20 protein-coding genes and 1 other annotated feature are annotated in these 20,837 nt (G+C 40.1%); of the genes, 4 read left to right on the forward strand and 16 right to left on the reverse strand.

The window, feature by feature from the left end; genetic code table 11:
• Positions 1–36: 36 nt before the first annotated feature.
• The 6 genes from mreD to BN997_RS18350 form a co-directional block, all read right to left on the reverse strand.
• Positions 37–561, reverse strand: coding sequence for a rod shape-determining protein MreD (gene mreD / locus BN997_RS18325; RefSeq protein WP_042534391.1), 525 nt, complete (start codon positions 559–561; stop codon positions 37–39).
• Positions 558–1,439 (reverse strand): rod shape-determining protein MreC, encoded by an 882-nt coding sequence (gene mreC, locus BN997_RS18330; RefSeq protein WP_042534393.1) that lies wholly within the window; start codon positions 1,437–1,439, stop codon positions 558–560. The genes mreD and mreC overlap by 4 nt, the downstream gene beginning before the upstream one ends.
• A 15-nt stretch (positions 1,440–1,454) precedes the next feature.
• A complete protein-coding gene (locus BN997_RS18335; protein WP_042534394.1) occupies positions 1,455–2,492 on the reverse strand; it encodes a rod shape-determining protein in 1,038 nt (345 codons plus the stop codon).
• Positions 2,493–2,784: 292 nt separating this feature from the next.
• Complete coding sequence (gene radC / locus BN997_RS18340; protein ID WP_084612981.1) at positions 2,785–3,471, reverse strand: RadC family protein; 687 nt, start codon at positions 3,469–3,471, stop codon at positions 2,785–2,787.
• 352 nt (positions 3,472–3,823) lie between these two features.
• Positions 3,824–4,684: an SPOR domain-containing protein gene (locus BN997_RS18345; protein WP_042534396.1), complete on the reverse strand. Its 861-nt coding sequence runs from the start codon at positions 4,682–4,684 to the stop codon at positions 3,824–3,826.
• 117 nt (positions 4,685–4,801) lie between these two features.
• On the reverse strand, positions 4,802–6,058 hold the full coding sequence (locus tag BN997_RS18350) for a bifunctional folylpolyglutamate synthase/dihydrofolate synthase (protein WP_042534398.1): 1,257 nt from the start codon (positions 6,056–6,058) through the stop codon (positions 4,802–4,804).
• A 206-nt stretch (positions 6,059–6,264) separates the two neighbouring features.
• Here BN997_RS18350 and BN997_RS18355 point away from each other — a divergent pair, with 206 nt between their 5' ends.
• Complete coding sequence (locus BN997_RS18355) at positions 6,265–7,161, forward strand: RimK family alpha-L-glutamate ligase (protein WP_042534400.1); 897 nt, start codon at positions 6,265–6,267, stop codon at positions 7,159–7,161.
• The gene (locus BN997_RS18360; RefSeq protein ID WP_042534402.1) at positions 7,158–8,006 is read left to right on the forward strand and encodes an ATP-grasp domain-containing protein; all 849 of its coding nucleotides are present in this window, start codon (positions 7,158–7,160) and stop codon (positions 8,004–8,006) included. Before BN997_RS18355 ends, BN997_RS18360 begins: the two co-directional genes overlap by 4 nt.
• Before the next feature lie 24 nt (positions 8,007–8,030).
• Here the strand turns inward: BN997_RS18360 and BN997_RS18365 are convergent, their stop codons facing one another.
• Positions 8,031–10,676: a valine--tRNA ligase gene (locus tag BN997_RS18365; RefSeq protein ID WP_042534403.1), complete on the reverse strand. Its 2,646-nt coding sequence runs from the start codon at positions 10,674–10,676 to the stop codon at positions 8,031–8,033.
• Positions 10,677–10,729: 53 nt separating this feature from the next.
• Positions 10,730–10,975: a binding site (T-box leader), on the reverse strand.
• A gap of 200 nt (positions 10,976–11,175) precedes the next feature.
• Between BN997_RS18365 and BN997_RS18370 the strand changes: the two genes are divergently transcribed.
• Entirely contained in the window at positions 11,176–11,364 is a 189-nt protein-coding gene (locus tag BN997_RS18370) for a hypothetical protein (RefSeq protein ID WP_042534406.1), read from the forward strand.
• On the opposite strand, the gene ysxE is transcribed toward BN997_RS18370, so the two are convergent.
• The 9 genes from ysxE to hemA all read right to left on the reverse strand — a co-directional run bounded on the left by ysxE (position 11,361) and on the right by hemA (position 20,009).
• Positions 11,361–12,359, reverse strand: a complete 999-nt coding sequence (gene ysxE, locus BN997_RS18375) for a spore coat protein YsxE (protein WP_042534407.1) — start codon at positions 12,357–12,359, stop codon at positions 11,361–11,363. The genes BN997_RS18370 and ysxE overlap by 4 nt on opposite strands.
• A 154-nt stretch (positions 12,360–12,513) precedes the next feature.
• Positions 12,514–13,761, reverse strand: coding sequence for a stage VI sporulation protein D (gene spoVID / locus BN997_RS18380; protein WP_042534409.1), 1,248 nt, complete (start codon positions 13,759–13,761; stop codon positions 12,514–12,516).
• A 150-nt stretch (positions 13,762–13,911) separates the two neighbouring features.
• The gene (locus BN997_RS23780; RefSeq protein WP_306432737.1) at positions 13,912–14,166 is read right to left on the reverse strand and encodes a GNAT family N-acetyltransferase; all 255 of its coding nucleotides are present in this window, start codon (positions 14,164–14,166) and stop codon (positions 13,912–13,914) included.
• Positions 14,167–14,169: 3 nt separating this feature from the next.
• Positions 14,170–14,454 carry a hypothetical protein gene (locus BN997_RS23785; RefSeq protein ID WP_306432730.1) on the reverse strand — a complete coding sequence of 95 codons (285 nt, stop codon included), beginning with the start codon at positions 14,452–14,454 and terminating at the stop codon, positions 14,170–14,172.
• A 94-nt stretch (positions 14,455–14,548) separates the two neighbouring features.
• Positions 14,549–15,835 carry a glutamate-1-semialdehyde 2,1-aminomutase gene (gene hemL / locus BN997_RS18390; protein WP_042534411.1) on the reverse strand — a complete coding sequence of 429 codons (1,287 nt, stop codon included), beginning with the start codon at positions 15,833–15,835 and terminating at the stop codon, positions 14,549–14,551.
• A gap of 12 nt (positions 15,836–15,847) precedes the next feature.
• Entirely contained in the window at positions 15,848–16,831 is a 984-nt protein-coding gene (gene hemB, locus BN997_RS18395) for a porphobilinogen synthase (RefSeq protein ID WP_042534412.1), read from the reverse strand.
• A complete protein-coding gene (locus BN997_RS18400) occupies positions 16,824–17,591 on the reverse strand; it encodes a uroporphyrinogen-III synthase (protein WP_042534413.1) in 768 nt (255 codons plus the stop codon). The genes hemB and BN997_RS18400 overlap by 8 nt, the downstream gene beginning before the upstream one ends.
• A 2-nt stretch (positions 17,592–17,593) precedes the next feature.
• On the reverse strand, positions 17,594–18,520 hold the full coding sequence (gene hemC, locus BN997_RS18405; protein WP_042534414.1) for a hydroxymethylbilane synthase: 927 nt from the start codon (positions 18,518–18,520) through the stop codon (positions 17,594–17,596).
• 115 nt (positions 18,521–18,635) lie between these two features.
• Positions 18,636–20,009 carry a glutamyl-tRNA reductase gene (gene hemA, locus BN997_RS18410; RefSeq protein WP_042534415.1) on the reverse strand — a complete coding sequence of 458 codons (1,374 nt, stop codon included), beginning with the start codon at positions 20,007–20,009 and terminating at the stop codon, positions 18,636–18,638.
• Positions 20,010–20,345: 336 nt separating this feature from the next.
• On the opposite strand from hemA, the gene BN997_RS18415 reads away from it, so the two are divergent.
• Positions 20,346–20,825: a LiaF transmembrane domain-containing protein gene (locus BN997_RS18415; RefSeq protein ID WP_042534416.1), complete on the forward strand. Its 480-nt coding sequence runs from the start codon at positions 20,346–20,348 to the stop codon at positions 20,823–20,825.
• Positions 20,826–20,837: the final 12 nt, after the last annotated feature.

A 20,837-nucleotide genomic window follows, 5' to 3' on the forward strand; every position in this document is an offset into this window, starting at 1 on the left:
ATATACGTTTGAACAGATTTATTTCAAACGGTCAGATCAGGTTAATTCTCTTCCCCATTTCCGTATCGGTTTTATTATTAGCGGATAGATTAATACCAGGAATAAAAGATTCAAAAGAATAGTAGGCACTAATCGATTCAATAAGTATACTTCTATCGGCATATCTGCTAATCCAATCACAGTGAAAACCGTATAGACACTTAGATCAGCCAAAGCTATTCCAAAAGCGGAAAGGATTAACAGCACATAAAAGTTACCTTGCAGCATTTTCTTTAAACCGCGGACAATGTAAATTACCAGTGCATAAGAAAACATATAAACACCTAAAATACCTGTATACACAATATCAAAAAGCAATCCAAAAATAAGTGCATATAAAACAGCATAATAAGTATCATTACGGTCGTAGAATATGGCAATGTAAATGAGCATAATAAACAGCCAGTGCGGCACAATCATATATGTACCCATTAATAACTGTTGAGGTAAAAGCTCTAAAGCCACGCCGCTGAGTACCATGACGACGAACAGAATCAAAGGGAATATCACACGTCTAGTCAAGACTCGTCATCCCCTTCTTCAACATCGTCTTCCGGCTGGTCAATAGAACGGTTCACAACAATAACATTGCGGATGTCAAATAAATCCGCCGCCGGTTCGACCATTGCGATTCTGGTCAATCCATATTGGTCGGCAACTACTTCATTTACTTCACCAATGGTTATGCCAGCAGGAAACTCTCCGCCAAGTTCTGAGGAATATACGGTATCTCCTTCCTCGATATCTGTATCCGATTCTTCAATAATGCGGAATAAGAGCATCTCTGTCTCTTCATCGAACCCTTCTATCATTCCAAAAATATCACTGTCGTCTTCTCTCAATACAGTTGCAGAAACACGGTTGAACTCGTCAAAACCTGTCAGTAATTGTACCGTGGCCGTACCCCCTGATGTATGAAGCACTTTTCCAATCATTCCTTCAGCTGTACGCACAACCATATTTTCCTGTACCCCGTCATTCTCTCCGCGATTAATGGTTACCTGATTAACCCATTGCTCCGGCGAACGGGCAATCACTGTTGCATAGATTGGTTCATAGTCTCGAGCTGTTTCCGTCATATCAATCATGGAACGCAGCTCTTCATTTTCTTCTTCCAGATTTTGCAGGTCATAGGCTACACTTTTTTGTTGAGAAAGCTGCTCCCTTAATACCTGGTTCTCTTCATATGTTGTCTTGAAATCACTGATATTGGAAGCAATATCAGTGACAAACGTTACTGGAGCCTGTGCAACATTCTGCACCCACCCCACGGCATCACTGACAATCTTTTCACCAACGTTTAAATGTCCGCGATTGTTTAGAGAATATCCTATTAATACGACGAGTACAATAAATCCGATAAGGATTATAAATAATTTCTTGCTTCGAAAAAAATTCATACAAACACCTACTTATTAATTTAACGCGCGTGAAGACACACTCGGAGCTGAACGGAATTGTTCGATGTAATCTAGTGATTTTCCAGTTCCAATTGCCACGCTTTCCAATGGTTCCTCTGTAACAAATACAGGAATTTTCGTTTCATCACTAATGACTTTATCCAGATTTTCTAATAGAGCACCGCCTCCGGATAAGACGATTCCTCTATCCATGATATCAGCCGATAATTCTGGCGGCGTTTTTTCCAATGTTGTTTTGACAGCATTCACAATTGCATCAATATTATCATCCAAAGCTCCAGAAATTTCTTCCGATGTAACTGTAATTGTTTTTGGCAATCCCGTCAACAAATCACGCCCTCTAATATCCCGTTCTTCTCCAACAATGCCTTTTTTCGCTGCTGCTATATCCATTTTAATCGATTCAGCGGATCTTTCTCCAATCATTAGGTTATATTTTTTTCTTATGTAAGAGATAATCGCTTCATCCATATCATCTCCTGCAATTCGAATGGAGCTGCTCGTTACAATTCCTCCCAATGAAATAACAGCGATTTCCGTCGTTCCTCCGCCGATATCAACGATCATACTTCCTGTCGGTTCCCAGACAGGAAGCCCTGCTCCAATTGCCGCTGCAAAGGGCTCTGCAATCGGATAGGCTTCTTTCGCACCGGCTTGCTTCGTTGCATCAATAACTGCCCGTTCCTCCACCATGGTGATGCCAGATGGAACACAAATCATTACATTAGGTTTCTTAGCAAAAAGAGAACGTTTCTTCATTGCTTTTTTCATATAGTAGTTCATCATGATGGAAGTAGTATCGTAATCTGCAATTACCCCATCCTTCATCGGGCGGACAACAGAAATATTTCCGGGTGTACGCCCAATCATCATTCTTGCATCACTTCCAACAGCCTCGACGGCCCCAGTCTCCAAATTTTTAGCTACAACAGAAGGCTCCCGGACAATAACTCCTTTACCTTTTACATAAACCAATGTATTTGCTGTTCCTAAATCAATTCCTAAATCCTGTGAAAAGTTAAATATCCCCATAAATTTCATCCTTTCCGTTCTTCCATCAAATATTAATTTTTAGCTGTTCCTCTATCACGGATAGCCATCCGTAAAATTCCCTTGGAAGGCAATTTCGTTTTATATCAGCACTCTAGAATGTATTCCTTTCGCAGTAAAGCTTCGTTTGCAGGGGATGAAAAGAACCGCCCTGCAGAATGGAGTGATACTTTATACAATTCTAAGAAGCGCCACTTTTATATTTTCCGAAAAATGGCGCTGAAAATTAATTCCAAATATAATTATACGAAAAAAACGCTAAAATAGATAGTATTTATAAGTATCCTTTTTGTTTTAATGAAACAAAACACTCATTCCCAATAACTAAATGATCAATAACCTTTATTCCAATGATATCTCCAGATTCGACAAGACGCTTTGTAACAAGAATATCTTCTTGTGAGGGGGTTGGATCTCCGGAGGGGTGGTTATGGCAAACTAGTATGGAGGCGGCTGACCGTTTTACAGCTTCCCGGAACAGCTCACGGGGGTGGACGATAGAAGCATTCAACGAACCGATAAAGATAGTCTGCCGGTGAATGATTTGATTTTTAGTATTTAAAAAAAGCGCTACAAAATGCTCCTGTGATAAATTACGCATCTCTTCCATAACGTAATTCGCGCCGTCTTCTGGAGAGCGGATTACATAGGCATCCACCGGCTTATAGCTGCTGATTCGCTTTCCAAGCTCAATGGCAGCCAGTATATTTAAACTTTTTGCCGTTCCAATCCCTTTAATCGCTGTCAATTCTTCCACGGTGGCATCTCTTAGCAGTTTAATTCCTTCAAAATGCATCAAAATACGGTCTGCTAGTAATTGGACAGGTTCATTTTTAGAGCCGCTGCCGATTAGAATAGAAAGTATTTCCTGATTGCTCAACTTATCCGCTCCATGCTTTAACAAACGCTCCCTCGGTCTGTCTTCTGTAGGTAAATCTCGTATAAAAATTGGTTTTGCCACGGGTATCCCGCCTTTCGTTTATTTATTGCAGTTCAACTGGCTGTTGGTCACAAATGTCCCGGAGACGGCGTAAACTTAGCCTTTGTTCCTTCTTCAACGGAGATAAAACTTTCGCTGAATGAAGTTTCCTTTATATCATAGCGAGAACACACTTTTCCTACAACTTGACAATTATCCATTTTCAATAAGAATTATCTAGTAATAATCGTTGTTTTCTAATAAAAAATTGTTGTTTTGATAACCTTGTACTACTATAAAAATAAATTTTATGTAAAATCAGCAGTTCATTATAAAACCCTTAGAAAGCGGGCATCTCAATCCAGCTTTCTAAGGGTTTTATAACGTCTGCTCCCTATAATTCGTCATAGATTTTCATCCAGGTCAACAATTGGTAAAAAGAAGGCTCTCCTTGCATTTCGGTTATGCTGCTTAATAATTCATCAATCGCCACAGTCTCTGCAGGAGCCTTGTCCACTAGAGCAGCTATCTCTTCCTCAGGAATCGGCTGATTGGACTCTGTCTGCTGAAGCTGCTCCTCAAAAAAAGCTTGAAACGCTGTGATCCATTCCCTTTCTGCTTCGGTCATTTCTATGTCCTTTGTCTGCGTTCCCCATGCCTTCACATAAAGCTCTGCTTGATTATCGGAAAGGGATGCAGCAAGAGCCTGTGCAGCATCCTCTGACGATGCAACTCCTGCCATTAGATAAAACTCCCCATCCCTGTCAAAAAATACAGATGGAATATTTAAATTCTTCAAGCTGGCGATTAATGGGTCAGCATTTTCTTGATCTGAAAAAACACCTGCTTGAAGGATATAGGTTTCTAACGAAGCGAGTGTGACAGCAATAACATCTGGACTGGCTTCTTCTTTTTCTGCCGGCGTTACCGCTGGGGTTGTTTGGGATGGATTTTCAGCACTTGTCGGTGTATCAACCTGCAGAAACATCCGGAAAATTAAAAAACCAATCAAGGTACCGACAAGCACAGCACTTCCCCCACTAATCAGGATTGTTTTCCATACAGGATTTCTTTTTAATTTCCCCTTATTCGTGCCTTTAACGGCTGTCAGCGTGGTGATGTCTGTTTCTTCTGGTTCGTTCTCCAGCGTTGCTGCCGATGTTCTTTCTGCACTATCATCTTTGGAGGATGTATGGACTTTGTATGTCCAAGTACCTTTCGTATCTTTTATTCTATGCAGTTTATGTTTTGTCATTCATCCAGCCCTCCAGTGCCAGTTTTGTTTCACTCTAGCACAGCCCTTGTAAAAAGTAAGGCGAATCATGACACTATCTATTATAATCGTTCTACAATTTTCTTAATAATCCTCCCTCTATTCAGACGCTTCAAGTGACTTCACAAAAGAACGGATATAATCAACAAAATGAAAGGAACCTGTTATCAGGATCGGTGCCATTGACGTTTTTATTTTTTCTTTCATCCATGCCTGCCAGTCCTCGACCTGCTCTCCCTTATCTTGCAGCGGATAATCGGTTAGGGCAGCTGCCCGGGGATGATCAAACGATGTTATATATAAGTTTGGAAAGACATCTGCCAGCAGACGCTGCATTTCTTCTATATCCTTATCTTTAAAAGCTGCAAACAGTACATGTACTTTTCTTCTTGGATAAATAGCTCTCACAGTTTTAATAAAAGCTCTTACTCCTGCTTCGTTATGAGCACCATCTACTAGAATAAACGGGTTATCATGAATCTTTTCCATTCTGCCGGGGATGGTCACTTTTTGGATTGCTTCGATGGACGTGTGCATATCCAGATGACCGAATCGATTTTTTAACACTTTTAACGCCTGTATCGCTACGGAAGCATTATGATGCTGGTGTAATCCAATTGTCCGAAGCTTTACTCGGTAACGTGAGCCAAGGTTTTTCCATTCAAATTCATCTATCTGGATATTTTCCATCGTAAAGTCCATCCCAAAACGATATAATACTGCTCTATTTTTATTTGCTTCATTAACAATTGGAGTGAGTGCCTCTCCCTCTACCCCTGTTATAATCGGAGTATGAGGTTTTATAATTCCAGCTTTATGCGCTGCGATTTCCACAAGTGTATCTCCCAAAAAAGCAGTATGGTCCTTGGAAACCGTGGTAATAATGGATAAAACTGGTTGTATCACATTGGTCGTATCGTCTCTTCCGCCCATACCAGCTTCAATAATAGCTATATCAACATTTCTGGAGAAATATAAAAATGCCATTGCTGTCATAATTTCAAAATGGCTTGGCGGTTTGCCTTCTCGATCCATTTGTTCAATGACCGGTTCTATTTCCTCAAACAACTCTGCAAATACATCTTCTGAAATAAATTCCCCGTTGTAAAGGATAAACCCGGTTAAACCGTTTAAACTCGGTGATGTAAAGGTTCCAATCCGATAACGATTTGCTCTTAAAGCAGCCTGCAAAAAAGCTCCTGTGGACCCTTTTCCGTTTGTACCGGCAATGTGGACCGAAGTAAACTTCTTCTCCGGATGATCTAAAGCTTCTAATAATGCTTCTATCCGGTCTAGTCCAGGCTGTACACCAAGCTGCTGACGTTTTTCAAAAAATTCATGGATGTTCGTACGCATCTTTCTTTCCTCCTTTATCTATTTCATCGTATACTAATTATCACAGCATAAGCGTCTGTGCTTTTCCCTGCTATATTACATACAGCTAAAAATTTTTTTTATACAGGGAAGTGGCCGCTTCATCTCCTCAGTGACTGCCTTAAGGTTATCAGGAGAAATTGACCAATAGCTAAATTTTCACCCTTTAGCAGAAAGGATGTACAACTTTGAATTATACTGGCTGGATTATTATTAATGGAAGTATCGCAACGGATAAATTTATCGATTATGCAACTATGATTGAAGAAGCCGCTGCAAAACAAAAAATGAAAACCATTTGTTTAAAAAATGATGCGGTTTTAACTTTATTATGCCCGAAAAATGGAACGGTGTCACCTATACCAAACCATAATAAACTGCCTGATTTTGCTTTTTTTATCGACAAGGATATTTATCTGGCAAGACAGCTGGAGCAGTTGGGGGTTCGTGTCTTTAATAGTTCACTTGCTATCGAAATCAGCGACGATAAAATCTACACCTATCAAATGCTCATGAGAAATCAGCTTCCTATTCCGGAAACGGTTATTGCTCCTAAAAAATATCATGCAGATAATCTGCCATCCGACTATATCCAGGAAATAATCAATCATTTTGGATTTCCGCTGATTGTGAAAGAAGCATATGGCTCCTTTGGTGAACAGGTTCATTTAATCGACAATCAACAGAGCTTAACAGATATTATCTCGAATATTGGCGAGCGCCCCTTCGTATTTCAGCGTTATATAGAGGAAAGCAGAGGCAGGGATATTCGCGTTCAGGTAGTTGGTGACAAAGCGATAACTGCTGTGGAACGGCAAAACGAAGTAGATTTTCGGGCAAATGTAACTAATGGAGGCAAAATGCTGCCCTTTCCCCTTAATGAGAATACAGAAAAGCTGGCTGTAGCAGCAGCTAAAGCCATTGGAGCTGATTTTGCCGGTGTCGATTTATTGTTTGGCCAAGACAGTGAACTGCTGATTTGTGAAATAAATGCGAATGCACATATCCGCAATCTTTATGAGTGTACGGGCGTCAACGCCGCTGATTACATGATAACTTATATAAAAAAGGAGCTTTCCCGATGAATGGATGGCTGATATATACGAAAGCAGATTCAATAAGAAATAAAAGCTATATCGACTGGTTTATAGATGAAGCTAAAAAGCAATCCATCTATCTCAGATTATTGATCAGGGAAGATCTATCGATTGGCATAAATCAAAATAAACAGGTTATCTATGCGAATGGAGAAGAAATCTATGCAGATTTCGCAGTTATCCGGACAATGGAACCTCTGCTCAATAAACAATTAGAACAAATGGGAATTACCGTATTTAATCACTCTATAATCTCAGAAACATTTAATCATAAAGCATATGGCTATCTCGCTATCCAGCAACTAGGTATTCCTGTTCCGGAAACCTATTTTTTCCCCGGAAAGATAGCCCCTCCCTCCTTGCCTTTTAACTTCCCTTTTGTTGCCAAAACAGCTAATGGGAAAGGAGGAAAGCAGGTTGCGATGCTTCATAGCCAAAAAGAATGGGAAGCATACCGCCAGAGCCTGACCGAAGACTATGTACTTCAGTCTTCTCAACATATTCAGCCGGGCAAGGATTTACGCGTGTTCGTGATTGGTACAAGGATTATAGCAGCTGTTTTACGTGAGAACTTAAACGATTTTCGAGCAAACTACTCTCTTGGCGGAACAGCATCTCTGTATACGTTAAATGAAACAGAAAAAAGTATCGTTCAAACAATTATAAATGCTTATGATTTCGGCCTTGCCGGTATTGATTTTATGTTCACGGAAAATGGAGAATTTATATTTAATGAAATTGAAGACGCCGTTGGTTCGCGTACGTTGAGCAAACTCAGCGATATCAATATATTAGAAGAATATGTAACGTATATAAAAGAAAAAATGCTATGAGAAATTGTCTCATAGCATTTTTAATTACTGTTTTAATTCTGCTAAACGGGCTTTTACTTTCGCCTGTTTATCCAGATAATCTTTTTCTTTTTGTTTTTCTTCTTCCACTAAGGATTCTGGTGCTTTGCTGATAAAGCCTTGGTTAGAGAGCTTTTTCTGCACTCTTTCTACTTCTTTGTTCCATTTAGCGAGTTCGTTTTCCAAACGTGCGATTTCTTTATCAAAGTCAATCAGGCCTTCTAAAGGAAGGAAGATTTCTGCACCTGTCACAACAGAGGTCATCGCTTTGTCCGGTGCTGCAATATCTTCTGCAATTTGCAGAGAGCTCGGGTTACAGAAACGCTCTAAATACTCCCGATTCTTTTCTAATTCCTGCACAAGCTCTTCATTTTCTGCGGAGATAAGTATCTCAATTTGCTTAGACATCGGTGTATCTACCTCTGCCCGGCTGTTACGTACAGATTTGATAATAGCAACTAAGCGCTGCATTTCAGAAACTGCTTTTTTATCATCAAATGCCGGATTTACTTTTGGCCATTCGCTGACTGTAATAGATGCTCCTTCATGCGGAAGCTGCTGCCAGATCTCCTCTGTAATAAAAGGCATAAACGGATGCAGCATACGCATCGTCTGGTCTAATACATGTGCCAATACAGAACGGGTTGTATTTTTCTTGGCTTCATCTTCACCATACAGCGCCAGCTTAGCCATTTCAATGTACCAATCACAGAATTCATCCCAAATAAAGTTGTAGAGATATCTTCCTGCTTCGCCAAATTCATATTTATCTGCATTTCTCGTTACATGGTCAATTGTTTCATTCAATCGGGATAAAATCCATCTGTCTGCAACCGTTAAGTCCCCTGTTAAATCAATATCCTCATACTGGAACCCTTCCATATTCATCAGAGAAAAACGGGAGGCATTCCATACTTTATTGGCAAAATTCCAGGTAGACTCGATTCGTTCCCAATGAAAACGCAGGTCCTGACCAGGTGTAGAACCAGTCATTAAGAAATAACGCAGCGAATCGGCACCGTATTTATCAATGACATCCATCGGGTCTACACCGTTCCCCAGGGATTTACTCATTTTTCTTCCTTCAGCATCACGAATTAAGCCATGCAGCAATGTATCCTCAAATGGACGTTCATTCATAAATTCCTTTGATTGGAAAATCATCCGGGATACCCAGAAGAAAATAATATCATAGCCTGTTACCAAAACATTGGTAGGGAAATAACGTTTCAAATCAGCGGATTCTTCATTCGGCCAGCCCATGGTAGAGAACGGCCATAAGGCAGATGAGAACCATGTATCCAATACATCCTCATCCTGCTCCCAGTTTTCAACATCCTCCGGCGTTTCTTTACCTACATAAATTTCACCTGTTACTTTATGGTACCAGGCCGGAATCCGGTGCCCCCACCATAATTGTCTGGAAATACACCAGTCACGGATATTATCCATCCAGTTGAAATATGTTTTTTCAAATCGCTCTGGTACAAAGTTGACTTTTTCCGCGTCAGAATCCTGCATCTTCAAAGCTGATTCTGCCAACGGCTCCATTTTTACAAACCATTGTGTAGATAAGTAAGGCTCTACCACTGCACCGCTTCTCTCCGAATGCCCGACCTGATGCGGACGTTCTTCGATTTCAAAGAGCACACCCTGCTCTTGCAGGTCTTTAACCAGCTGCTTCCGGCATTCAAAACGGTCTAATCCCTGATACTTCCCTGCATTTTCATTCATGGTACCATCTTCGTTCATCACAAGCACACGCTCTAGATTATGACGGTTCCCAATCTCAAAGTCATTCGGATCATGAGCAGGTGTAATTTTAACTGCTCCGGAGCCAAGCTCCATATCTACATAATCATCTGCAACAATTTGCATTTCTCTTCCTACAATCGGCAGGATAACCGTTTTTCCGATTAAATGCTGATAGCGTTCATCTTTTGGATGCACCGCAACCGCCGTATCACCGAGCATAGTTTCCGGCCGGGTTGTCGCAATCTCAATTGTTTCATCACTATCCTTTATCGGGTAGCGCATATGATAAAATTTCCCTGGAATCTCTTCATAAATCACCTCAATATCAGAAAGAGCTGTTTTCGTGGAGGGATCCCAGTTAATAATATATTCGCCGCGATAAATCAATCCTTTTTCGTAAAGACGGACAAATACCTCCCGAACAGCTTCAGACAAACCTTCATCTAACGTGAAACGTTCCCGGGAATAGTCTAATCCAAGTCCAAGTTTCTCCCACTGCGAGCGGATAAAGCTTGCATATTCCTCTTTCCACTCCCAGGATTTTTCAAGAAATTTCTCCCGTCCAAGCTCATAGCGGCTGGTTCCCAATTCTTTTAATTTTGCTTCTACCTTCGCCTGGGTAGCAATCCCCGCATGATCCATTCCAGGAAGCCATAATACATCATAGCCCTGCATACGCTTCATACGTGTGATTGTATCCTGCATCGTGGTATCCCATGCATGCCCTAAATGCAATCGTCCTGTTACATTTGGCGGCGGAATCACAATGGAATACGGCTCCTTCTCCGGATCATCTTTTGCTTCAAAAAACTTCCCATCTAACCAAAATTGATATCTTCCTGCTTCCACTTCTTGTGGATTATATTTAGGAGGAAGCTGATTTTGTTTATCTGACATGTTAAAAAACCTCCTTCATTCATTCAACTAAAAAAACCTTTTCATCCTTATACATAAAGGACGAAAAGGTATATTTCCGTGGTACCACCTTTGTTTGCTGATCAATAAAAGCTGCTGCAGCTTCATTAAAGCACACTCAAGGTCATGGATATCGGCTGACAACCGGAACCTCCTACTTCATTTTTCAGAGATTCTACATCAGAGACGACTTCAAGAACAACCTTCCCGGGAAATTTTCAGCACAGGATTTCCCTCTCTAAGAGCGTTTACTCTTTACTACTTCTCTTCCACGTATTCGTATGTTTTCTTAGTAACATTTATTTTATCGTTTCCGCTTAAGAACGTCAACTAGATTTTCATATATTTACCGATAAATAGGCTTGTTCCCAGTTCATTAAAAAGTGTATCTATATTATTGACACACTTTTCGAGCATTTATACATAACATATTATATATCATTCCTGAAGTCACACTTCATTCAAAAAAGGAGGGAAATAAATGTCCCGTTATTATCGTTATCGTATACCGCTTTGGGCCAGAAAATGTATTTTCGTTGTAGAAGCCTGCGTCACACCAATTCTGGTCTTTCAGATTATCCGAACGCTTTTAATACCAACAGCATTTGATATTTTAATACTAGCTGTACTAATTGGCCTTGCCCTTTCTTTTTACATGCAATGGATTTAGTCTGGCTGTTCTTCTTTGGACTCATATGTTTCTTGAATAAACTCCACCCAATTCATCCCAAATTCTAAACGGCGGAATTGCTGCTGCAGCTCTTTGACCTGATTAACCATCGATTTCTTTGTGCGGCGGTCTGTATAATTCTTAAGTACACTTAAATAGAATGATGGATTTAACAAATAGACAGAAACAAGATGCATTTCCTTTACAGTCAGATGATTTGTTTTTTGATAGACCGTAAATGCCTGCTGTATTGTTTCCTCAGGCTGGTTATAAGCTCCTGTCAAGCCCCGGAAATAATGTGATAAATCACGTGCCGGATGCTCGAATCCTCCTGATTCCCAATTAATTAAATAGCCCCCCTTTGAATGCGTATCGTCGACTCGCTGATGACATAAGCTGGAAGACCATAAAATCTCCGTTTCTTCCTCTCCATAGATTTGATACAGTTTATCTTGCAGCAGCCCTACAGCATGGCAAACCCCTTTATAATGCGTGCAATAAAGCAGCTCAAACGGCGACATATATTTTCTGCTTTCATAATCGGTGACACGGGCATGGAGCTGATCTAAGGATTGTTTACAAAAGCTTGAAAACCCTTGAAAGGATTCTTTGAGACGATCAGATTTAATACGGCTGGTCTGCCTTGTCTTTTTATGAATTTGTGCAAGTGTCTGCAATGTTCGCTCAATGTTATACGCGGAATCTGTGACCTCCGGAGAGTCAATCCAAGGTGTTAAATAATAGTAAAAATTTTCCTCCTTATGAAAAAATGCATTGTCCCGGGTTAAATACACAGGTAAAATCTCTGTCACATTTTTTTCACGAGCAATACGGTAGACATGCTGCCAATTCTCCATCGTCTGTTCTGTTAAAAAACTGCGCTTCAAAGCATATTCCTGCATACCGTCAAATACTTTTACAACACGCTCTGTCTGTTTTTCAATACTGACGGGATAGATATGATATGCTTCCAGGACCTTCTTCCATATATTCACCACATGTCACCCCTTATTTGTAAACTTGAAATTGCTCGTGTATATCAAATCTGCATTACATCTGAATATTAACCTGCATAAAATAATTAAAAACATAGATTATGTAAAACTCCGGCACAAATAATCTTATTCATTATTTGTGCAGAGTCTTTATTTATTGTTTAGACGGAATATAAAGCAGCTGTCCTTCATTTACTTCTAATTCTTCTTCTAATTGATTATGCTTGATTAATTGCAGCGGGCTGATTGCAAACCGTTCTGCTATGGTATCGATCGTATCATTCTCCTGAACAATGCACAGACGCATTTTGGCATAATGATCCTCGTCTGCTTCGCGGAAAATCTGAGATAGTAACGATTCGCTTTCTGTTCGTTCCTCCTCTTTTTTCGGTTCTTCAGCCACCAGTATTTCTTCCTCCCTGGGTGTATCTGGATAGAAGGTATCTTCTATATAATCAATCACCTCGGATTCATCAGCGACATCCCAGCCTGGCTCCTCCCCTGTCATCTCCATATCTTCCTCAGCCTCTAATACCTCTTCCACCTGCTCTTCTTCTTCCGACTCATCCTCTGAAGCCTTTCCTTTCGAAAGAGACTCGAAATATTCAGAAAGAGGCTGTGACTTTACTTTCCATCGATCCGGGTCATCTTCTGGCTCCTCTTCTGAATAGCTTTCTTCCAATGTTAATAGTTCTTCCATTTTTTTCTGATCCTTCGATATCGCTTGCTCATTACGAATTAATGCTTCTTCCGGGGGGCTTTCTTCCAATATCGGTTCAACTTCCGGTTTAATTTCTTCTTCTGACGCTAGCAGTTCTTCTAATTTTTGCTGATTTTCCGATATCGTTTGTTCATTGCGGGTCAATGCTTCTTCCGGAAGTTCTATTTCGAAGGAAAATGTATCTCCTACCTGTTCTTGATCCGCTTCTGCTGTTTCCCAATTTTCTTCTGACGGACGATATGCTTCATCCTGTAAAATCCCTTGAATCTCAACTGCAGCAGTAATTTTTAAACTATCTGCACCTAATAAATCATAATCAAAGGATTCAATTTGTACCGTGACATCTTCTATTTTATTCACCCGATGAGGCGGCACAGATATATCTACAGGAAATTTATGGGTGAATACATACAGTCCATTTACCTCTCTAATACTTTCGACATAACGCTTAGCCTGAATTTGATCAAAGTCAAAAATCTCTTCTCCTTCTTCTTCACCATTTACTTTTTGATATTCTCCCTGCAGTTCAAGATTGCCATGGATAGAAATATAGTTATCTAATGATTCGATTGTTATTTCTGGTTCAATGGAAATTCCTCTGAGCTCTTCTACTTCCTGTCCTTTTTCAAAAAACAGTGATTCTTCCAGTTCAAAAACAAATGAATTAGAATCTACTGACAAATGTATTCCTCCTCTCGCAAACAGTCCAGATGCGAATCATTCGTTATCATTTATATGATAAGAAACATTGGAATATGCTAAGGAGGAAGATTGGTTTAAAGCAAACAAGAAAAGCAGGGGTATCGTTTATGTTAAACGCGCTTCAAGAAATCACTCTGTTTCCGGGTATTCCATTAACCAGCAATCCCGATACTCGCCCTCGTGCAGTTCATGGCAAGGAAGTAATTTTATTTTCTTAAAACCACTTTTCTCGTAACAGCGAATCGCTCTTTTATTCCAGGCTTGGGGGTCCATGACGACTTTATTTACATGTTTCGTATTCATTAAATAAGCAACCATAGACTGGATCAGGAGTTTGCCAATACCTCTATCCCAGTATTGCGTTTCTCCTATAAATTGGTCTATTCCCTAAATAACATTATTATCATTTAAATAACCATACTTTTTTCTCGTGTCTACATTTAATAGATAATATTGAATATAACCGATTTCAATATTATCAAAAGCTATGATACATCTGACTACATTGTCTTGAAGCGGATAAAATTTTTCATTCACTTTTTCTAAATCAAATGGATTATCTCTCCCATCGTAAAATTGAAGAACTGCCGGATCGGAAAGCCACTTTGCCAGTAAATAATTATCCTCTTTTGTTAATTCACGAACAGTTAGCTTATTATTTTGAAACAGCATCTTTGTATGACCTCCACTTGAATTTGAGAAAGTAATATTCTGTCAGTAAAAAAGAGAAACCCGCATGGATTTCTCTTTTATTTTCTCTTTATCATTATTTTTCAATCTTAGAAAAAGCAGTATGCACCGCTTCAATTGTCTTTTCAATATCCTCATCTGTATGTGCAGTAGATAAGAATAATCCTTCAAATTGAGATGGCGGTAAAAATACGCCTTCTTCAATCATCGCACGGTAATATTGCGCAAAGTAGTCTAAATTAGAGGATTGCGCCGTTTCAAAATCAACGACTTCCTGATCTGTGAAGAATACACCGACCATGGAACCGGCACGATTAATATGAAGCGGTATATCATATTTGTCTGCCGCCTGGCGGAACCCTTCTGTAAGACGGTCTACTTTCTTATTAATTTCTTCATAAGACGCTTCTGTCAAGGAAGCTAACGATTCATAGCCCGCTGTCATGGCTAACGGGTTACCGGATAATGTACCGGCTTGATAAATTGGACCAGTCGGTGCAATCTGTTCGATAATTTCCCGTTTTCCGCCGTATGCGCCGACAGGAAGACCGCCGCCGATGACTTTACCCAGACAGGTTAAATCAGGCGTAACATCAAAATGTCCCTGCGCACTGTAATAACCGACGCGGAAGCCTGACATTACCTCATCAAAGATAAGCAACGAACCATTTTGCTCGGTAATATCGCGTACAGCCTGTAAGAAGCCTTCTTTTGGAGGCACGACTCCCATATTTCCACATACAGGCTCCATAATCACCGCTGCGATTTTATCACCATAATGCTCAAAAGCAAGCTTTAAGCTCTCTACATCATTATAAGGAACGGTAATGGTATTCTTAGCGATATTTTCTGGTACCCCCGGGCTGTCTGGAAGACCAAGTGTTGCAACACCAGAGCCGGCTTTAATCAGCAGGGAATCCCCATGGCCATGATAGCTTCCTTCAAATTTAATAATCAAATCCCGGTTTGTATAACCCCGCGCCAGACGAATCGCACTCATCGTTGCTTCTGTCCCAGAGTTGACCATCCGAACCATTTCAATCGATGGAACACGGTCAATAACGAGCTTAGCCAGCTGATTTTCTAATAATGAAGGTGCTCCAAAGCTTGTCCCTTTTTCAACAACTTCCTTTAAACTTTTCGTCACACGCTCATCTGCATGTCCCAAAATTAACGGTCCCCAGCTTAGTACGTAATCAATATACGTATTGCCGTCAATATCGGTAATTTTAGAGCCCTTTCCTTTTTCCATAAAAATCGGATCAAGCCCCACTGATTTAAATGCACGTACCGGAGAGTTTACCCCGCCGGGCATTAAATCAACAGCTTCTTTGTATGCATCTACTGATCTTGTGTTTACCATGCTCTTCCTCCCTTATTTATCTTCTTGCAACCATTTTGCCACATCTTTTGCAAAATAGGTAATAATTAAGTCTGCTCCTGCACGTTTCATCGATAGCAGGGTTTCTGTTACTAATTTTTTCTCATCAATCCAGCCATTTAAAGCAGCCGCTTTAATCATGGAATACTCCCCGCTCACGTTGTATGCAACGACGGGCACGTCAAAATTATCTTTCACTTCCCGCATAATATCCATATAAGACAGGCTCGGTTTGACAATTAAGAAATCAGCGCCTTCTTTAATATCCGATTTCGCTTCACGAATTGCCTCTAAACGGTTAGCCGGGTTCATCTGGTAGGTTTTCCTGTCTCCAAATTGAGGTGTGCTGTCTGCTGCATCACGGAAAGGACCGTAATAAGCGGAAGCATATTTCACCGCATAGGACATAATCGGAATATGGTGAAAACCGGCTTCATCCAAAGCATGGCGGATGACAGTTACAAATCCGTCCATCATATTGGAAGGAGCAATAATATCGGCACCTGCTTTTGCTTGAGATACAGCTGTTTTAGCTAACAGCTCCAGAGAAGCATCGTTGGCTACATCTCCGTTTTCAATCACGCCGCAATGTCCATGCGAGGTATACTCGCATAAACAGGTATCCGCAACAACAAGCATTTCCGGATACGCCTGTTTCACGATTCTTGTTGCTTCCTGAATAATTCCATGATCATGAAAAGCCTCGGATCCGATTTCATCCTTTTCTTCTACCACGCCAAATAAAATAAGCGAACGGATTCCTAATTGATACGCTTCCTCCACTTCTTTCAATAAATGATCAAAAGAAACCTGGAAAACTCCCGGCATTGACGAAACCTCATTACGGATGTCTTCTCCTTCAATAACAAATATCGGATAAATAAAATCCGTTGCCCGTAAGTGTGTTTCTTGAACGAGTGCGCGCATCGAAACGGATGAACGCAAACGCCGATGTCTGTCAAATGTGAATTCACTCATGATTTATCTTCCTTTCGTTTGCAATCGTTGAAATTAAATCCAACATCGCATCTGTTGTATATGGTATGGACGTATATACATCAGGAATCCCTAATTCCCTTGCCTTATCTTCCGTCGTATTACCGATACAAATATAGGTTGCATTATTCGGTATACATTCCGCTAATTGTACAAACGCCTCTGCTGTTGATGGGCTTGTAAACGTTATATAATCAACAGTTGGAAGCTCTTGATTCAACTTCTGTTTTGATTCCACACAATACGTTGTCTCATACACTTCCAATGCTTCATAAGCAATCTGGGCTTCTTTTAGCTTTTCTGGAAGCGTCGGCCTTGATAAATTACCCCGTATCAGCAGCACCGGCTTATCCGATGTGTAAAAAGAGATAAACGCTTCTGCCATCGCCTGCGCATCAAAGGTTTCCGGAACAAAGGAAGCAGCATAACCATATCGATGCAATACCTTTTCTGTTTTCTTGCCGACGATTCCTATCTTCAATCCTTCCGGAAACGTTATCTGCTGTTTACGGAGCAGCTGAAAAAAACCATCCACACCGTTAGCGCTTGTCATGAATACCCAGCTGAAATCCGAGAGGCGTTCCAGTATAGCAGTATCCTCAAGTTTTTCTGGAAAATTTATTTCAATCATTGGGACAATAACTGGACTACCGCCCAGCTTCGTGACTTTGTCAGCCATTTCAGCAGCTTTTGTCTCTTCTCTCGTAATCAATATGCGCTCCCCGTGAAGCGGCTTTCCCATGATTATTCCATCTCCTCTTTGACACGGTCAACGATATCTTTAGCTCCCTGATTTATTAATATTTCAGCCGCCTGCTTACCAACTTGAACAGAGTCATTACCGCGGACGACTTCTTTCAGGATTGTTTTTCCGTCAGGGGTTCCTACTAAAGCAGTTAAGACGATTTCTTCGCCATCTAAATAAGCATAGCCGCCGATTGGAACTTGACACCCTCCCTCTAATAAATGCAGGAAAGTACGTTCCGCTAATACTGTTTTGGCTGTATATTCATTATGGATCCTTTGAACGATTTCTTTTAATTCTGTATCATCTTCACGGCTTTCAATGGCAAGCGAACCCTGTCCTACAGCAGGTACACAGATTTCCGGATCCAGGTATTCTGTAATCAGATTCTCACTTAAACCAACCCGCTTCAAACCGGATACAGCTAAGATAATGGCATCGTAGTCTTCCTCATTTAATTTTCGGATACGTGTTTCCACATTTCCACGAATCCATTTAATCTCTAAATCTGGTCTGGCTGCAAGAATTTGTGCCCCTCTGCGTAAGCTGCTTGTGCCGATAATCGAGCCTTCTTTCAGGTCTGCTAATTTGATATTATTTTTCGCAATATAAGCATCGCGGTGGTCTTCTCTGTCAGGAATAGAGGAAATCTCCAGCCCTTCTGGAAGAGAAGAAGGCATATCCTTCATACTGTGTACGGCAAAATCAATTTCTTTGTCAAACATCGCTTTTTCAATTTCTTTTACAAACAGACCTTTTCCACCAACTTTCGATAGGGTTACATCCAGGATTTGGTCTCCCTTTGTAACAATCTTTTTAATCTCAAATTCATTTTCTACACCAGCTTTTTTCAGCTGATCAATAACCCATTTCGTTTGTGTCATGGCTAAATTACTTTTTCTCGAACCAACAATTATTTTTCGCATGATGTGTCCTCCTCGACCTTTCCAGGTTTCTTCTACAATAAAAAGCAACCAGAAAGTAAATGAAATGACCTTCTGGTTGGATGTGAATGATGTAAACAGAATGAATCCATCCTGCTTAGGCAGTGGTTACTCGTTCAATAACCTTGAATGAGGAGGCTTCCTCTTGCGTAAATTTGGTGAATGCATCATTCTTTTTCAGCTGTTTCGCAAATTCTTCTCTTACCTCATTCTCAATCCCAAAAATATCAATAAATAATTGCAACGCCTCATCTGCCTGCTCAGCACCTGCCAATTCTTTCGCCTGCGTAATCGGCTCTTTCAGTAACTGATTTATAATACTTTTCGTATGCTTATTAAGCACTTTTTTCTCGCGATCCGTTAAGCTTGGAATTTTCCGTTCAATACTTTGCATTGTTTCGGATTGGATAGATAGCGCTTTTTGTCTTAGAGCAGATATAACCGGGATAACACCTAATGTTTTCATCCATTCCTTGAATTGGACAATTTCTTCCTCTAAGGATATTTCAATTTGTTCTGCTGCTGCTTTTCGAGACTCCAGATGTTCATCCACAATATTCTGCAGGTGATCAATATCAAATAAAGCAACTTGATTAACTTCAGCAATTTCCGGATCAATATCCCGGGGAACCGCAATATCTACTAAGAATAGTTCTTTATCCTGCCGTTTACTTTGTACCTTTTCAATATCTTCTTTTGATAAAACAACAGACTCTGAACCGGTAGAACTAATCAGGATATCCGCTTCTTCTAATACAACAGATAGTTCATCCATCCCGGCAACCTTAGCTTCAAATTTCTCTGCCATCATTTTTGCTTTCTCCTGTGTGCGATTAATGACAGTGATATCCTTTACTCCAGCACCTTGAATGTTTTTCGCTGCTAATTCGCCCATTTTACCGGCGCCTAAAATAGCTACATGCTTATTACTCAAGTCTCCGAACTTTTCTTTTGCTAATTCCACAGCTGCATAGCTGATGGAGACAGCATGTTCACCGATACCTGTCTCTTTATGCATCCGCTTCCCGAATGTAATGGCCTGCTTAAACAGTTCATTAAAAATGGTACCCGTTGTATTTGCCAGTTGTCCTTTTGAAAAAGCCTGCTTCAGCTGGCCAAGAATCTGTGTTTCGCCAAGAACCATGGAATCGAGTCCAGTCGTCACGCGAAACAAATGCTCCATTGCACCATCATCCTCCGTAATGTGCAAGTAAGTTGAAAAGGTTTCTTTTTCTTCTCCAAACCAATCTGCTAAAAATTGTTTAATATAATATCTGCCAGTATGAAGCTGATCAACAACTGCGTATACTTCCGTCCGATTACATGTTGAAACAATTACATTTTCCAGAATACTCTTCTGTTCCTTCAATACAATCATTGCTTCTGACAATTTTTCTTCATTAAATGTAAACTTTTCCCTAATTTCTACAGGGGTTGTTTTGTAATTAAAACCAACCTTTAAAATATGCACCGTACTACCCCCATTATGATTAAATGATTCAAACTTTTTATGATTATTATCTAATAATCATTATAACATGTCATGAAGTGCTTTTCGTGCTAAAATGTGAACAGAATCTGAAACAATTCGTACGTAACATAAAGATATGTATGATAAAATGATTCATTCCAGCTAAATAAAAACGACCGCTGCAACAACTTATTCCGACTGTAATGTAACATAACTGACCCATTATAGCAAGGAACTCACTTTAAGAGACAATGTACTTGCTTTTTAAGGGGGTGTCTGTTACAACAGGTATCATCATTTGCAGCACAGAAACAGAGACATTTGGGAGGTTTTTCGATGAAAAGAAAGCATTCACTGCTTGCTTATTTATGTATCGGAATCGGTATTTTTCTTTTACTGCGGGAGCTTCGGGTTCCTTTTTTTGTTGACCTTTATTCATGGCAATCTTTCCTGATTGTAATTGGAATTGGTATCATCATTCATAGCTATACAACAAAAACATACCAGAATTTATTTATAGGTACATTACTTTTTGGAATCGGCATTCATCTTCATGGAGTCAAACATTACTCTTTTTGGATCGATGACTGGTCTGTTTATTTCATTATTATAGGACTTGCCTTTATTATCCGTTATACCAAAACAAAAAAAGGATTTTTCTTAGGTCTTTTCTCTATTTTATTAGGCCTGCTATTTCTTTTTTCGGAACAGCTTTCTATATACACCAGCTGGCTTGAACCGATTGTTTCGCTCTTAGAACGATTTTGGCCGATTCTGCTTATTCTCTTAGGTATGTTTATGCTCAAACGCAAATAAGGATACAGCCAG

It is taken from the genome of Oceanobacillus oncorhynchi (genome assembly GCF_000821065.1).
GTDB lineage: Bacteria > Bacillota > Bacilli > Bacillales > Amphibacillaceae > Oceanobacillus > Oceanobacillus oncorhynchi.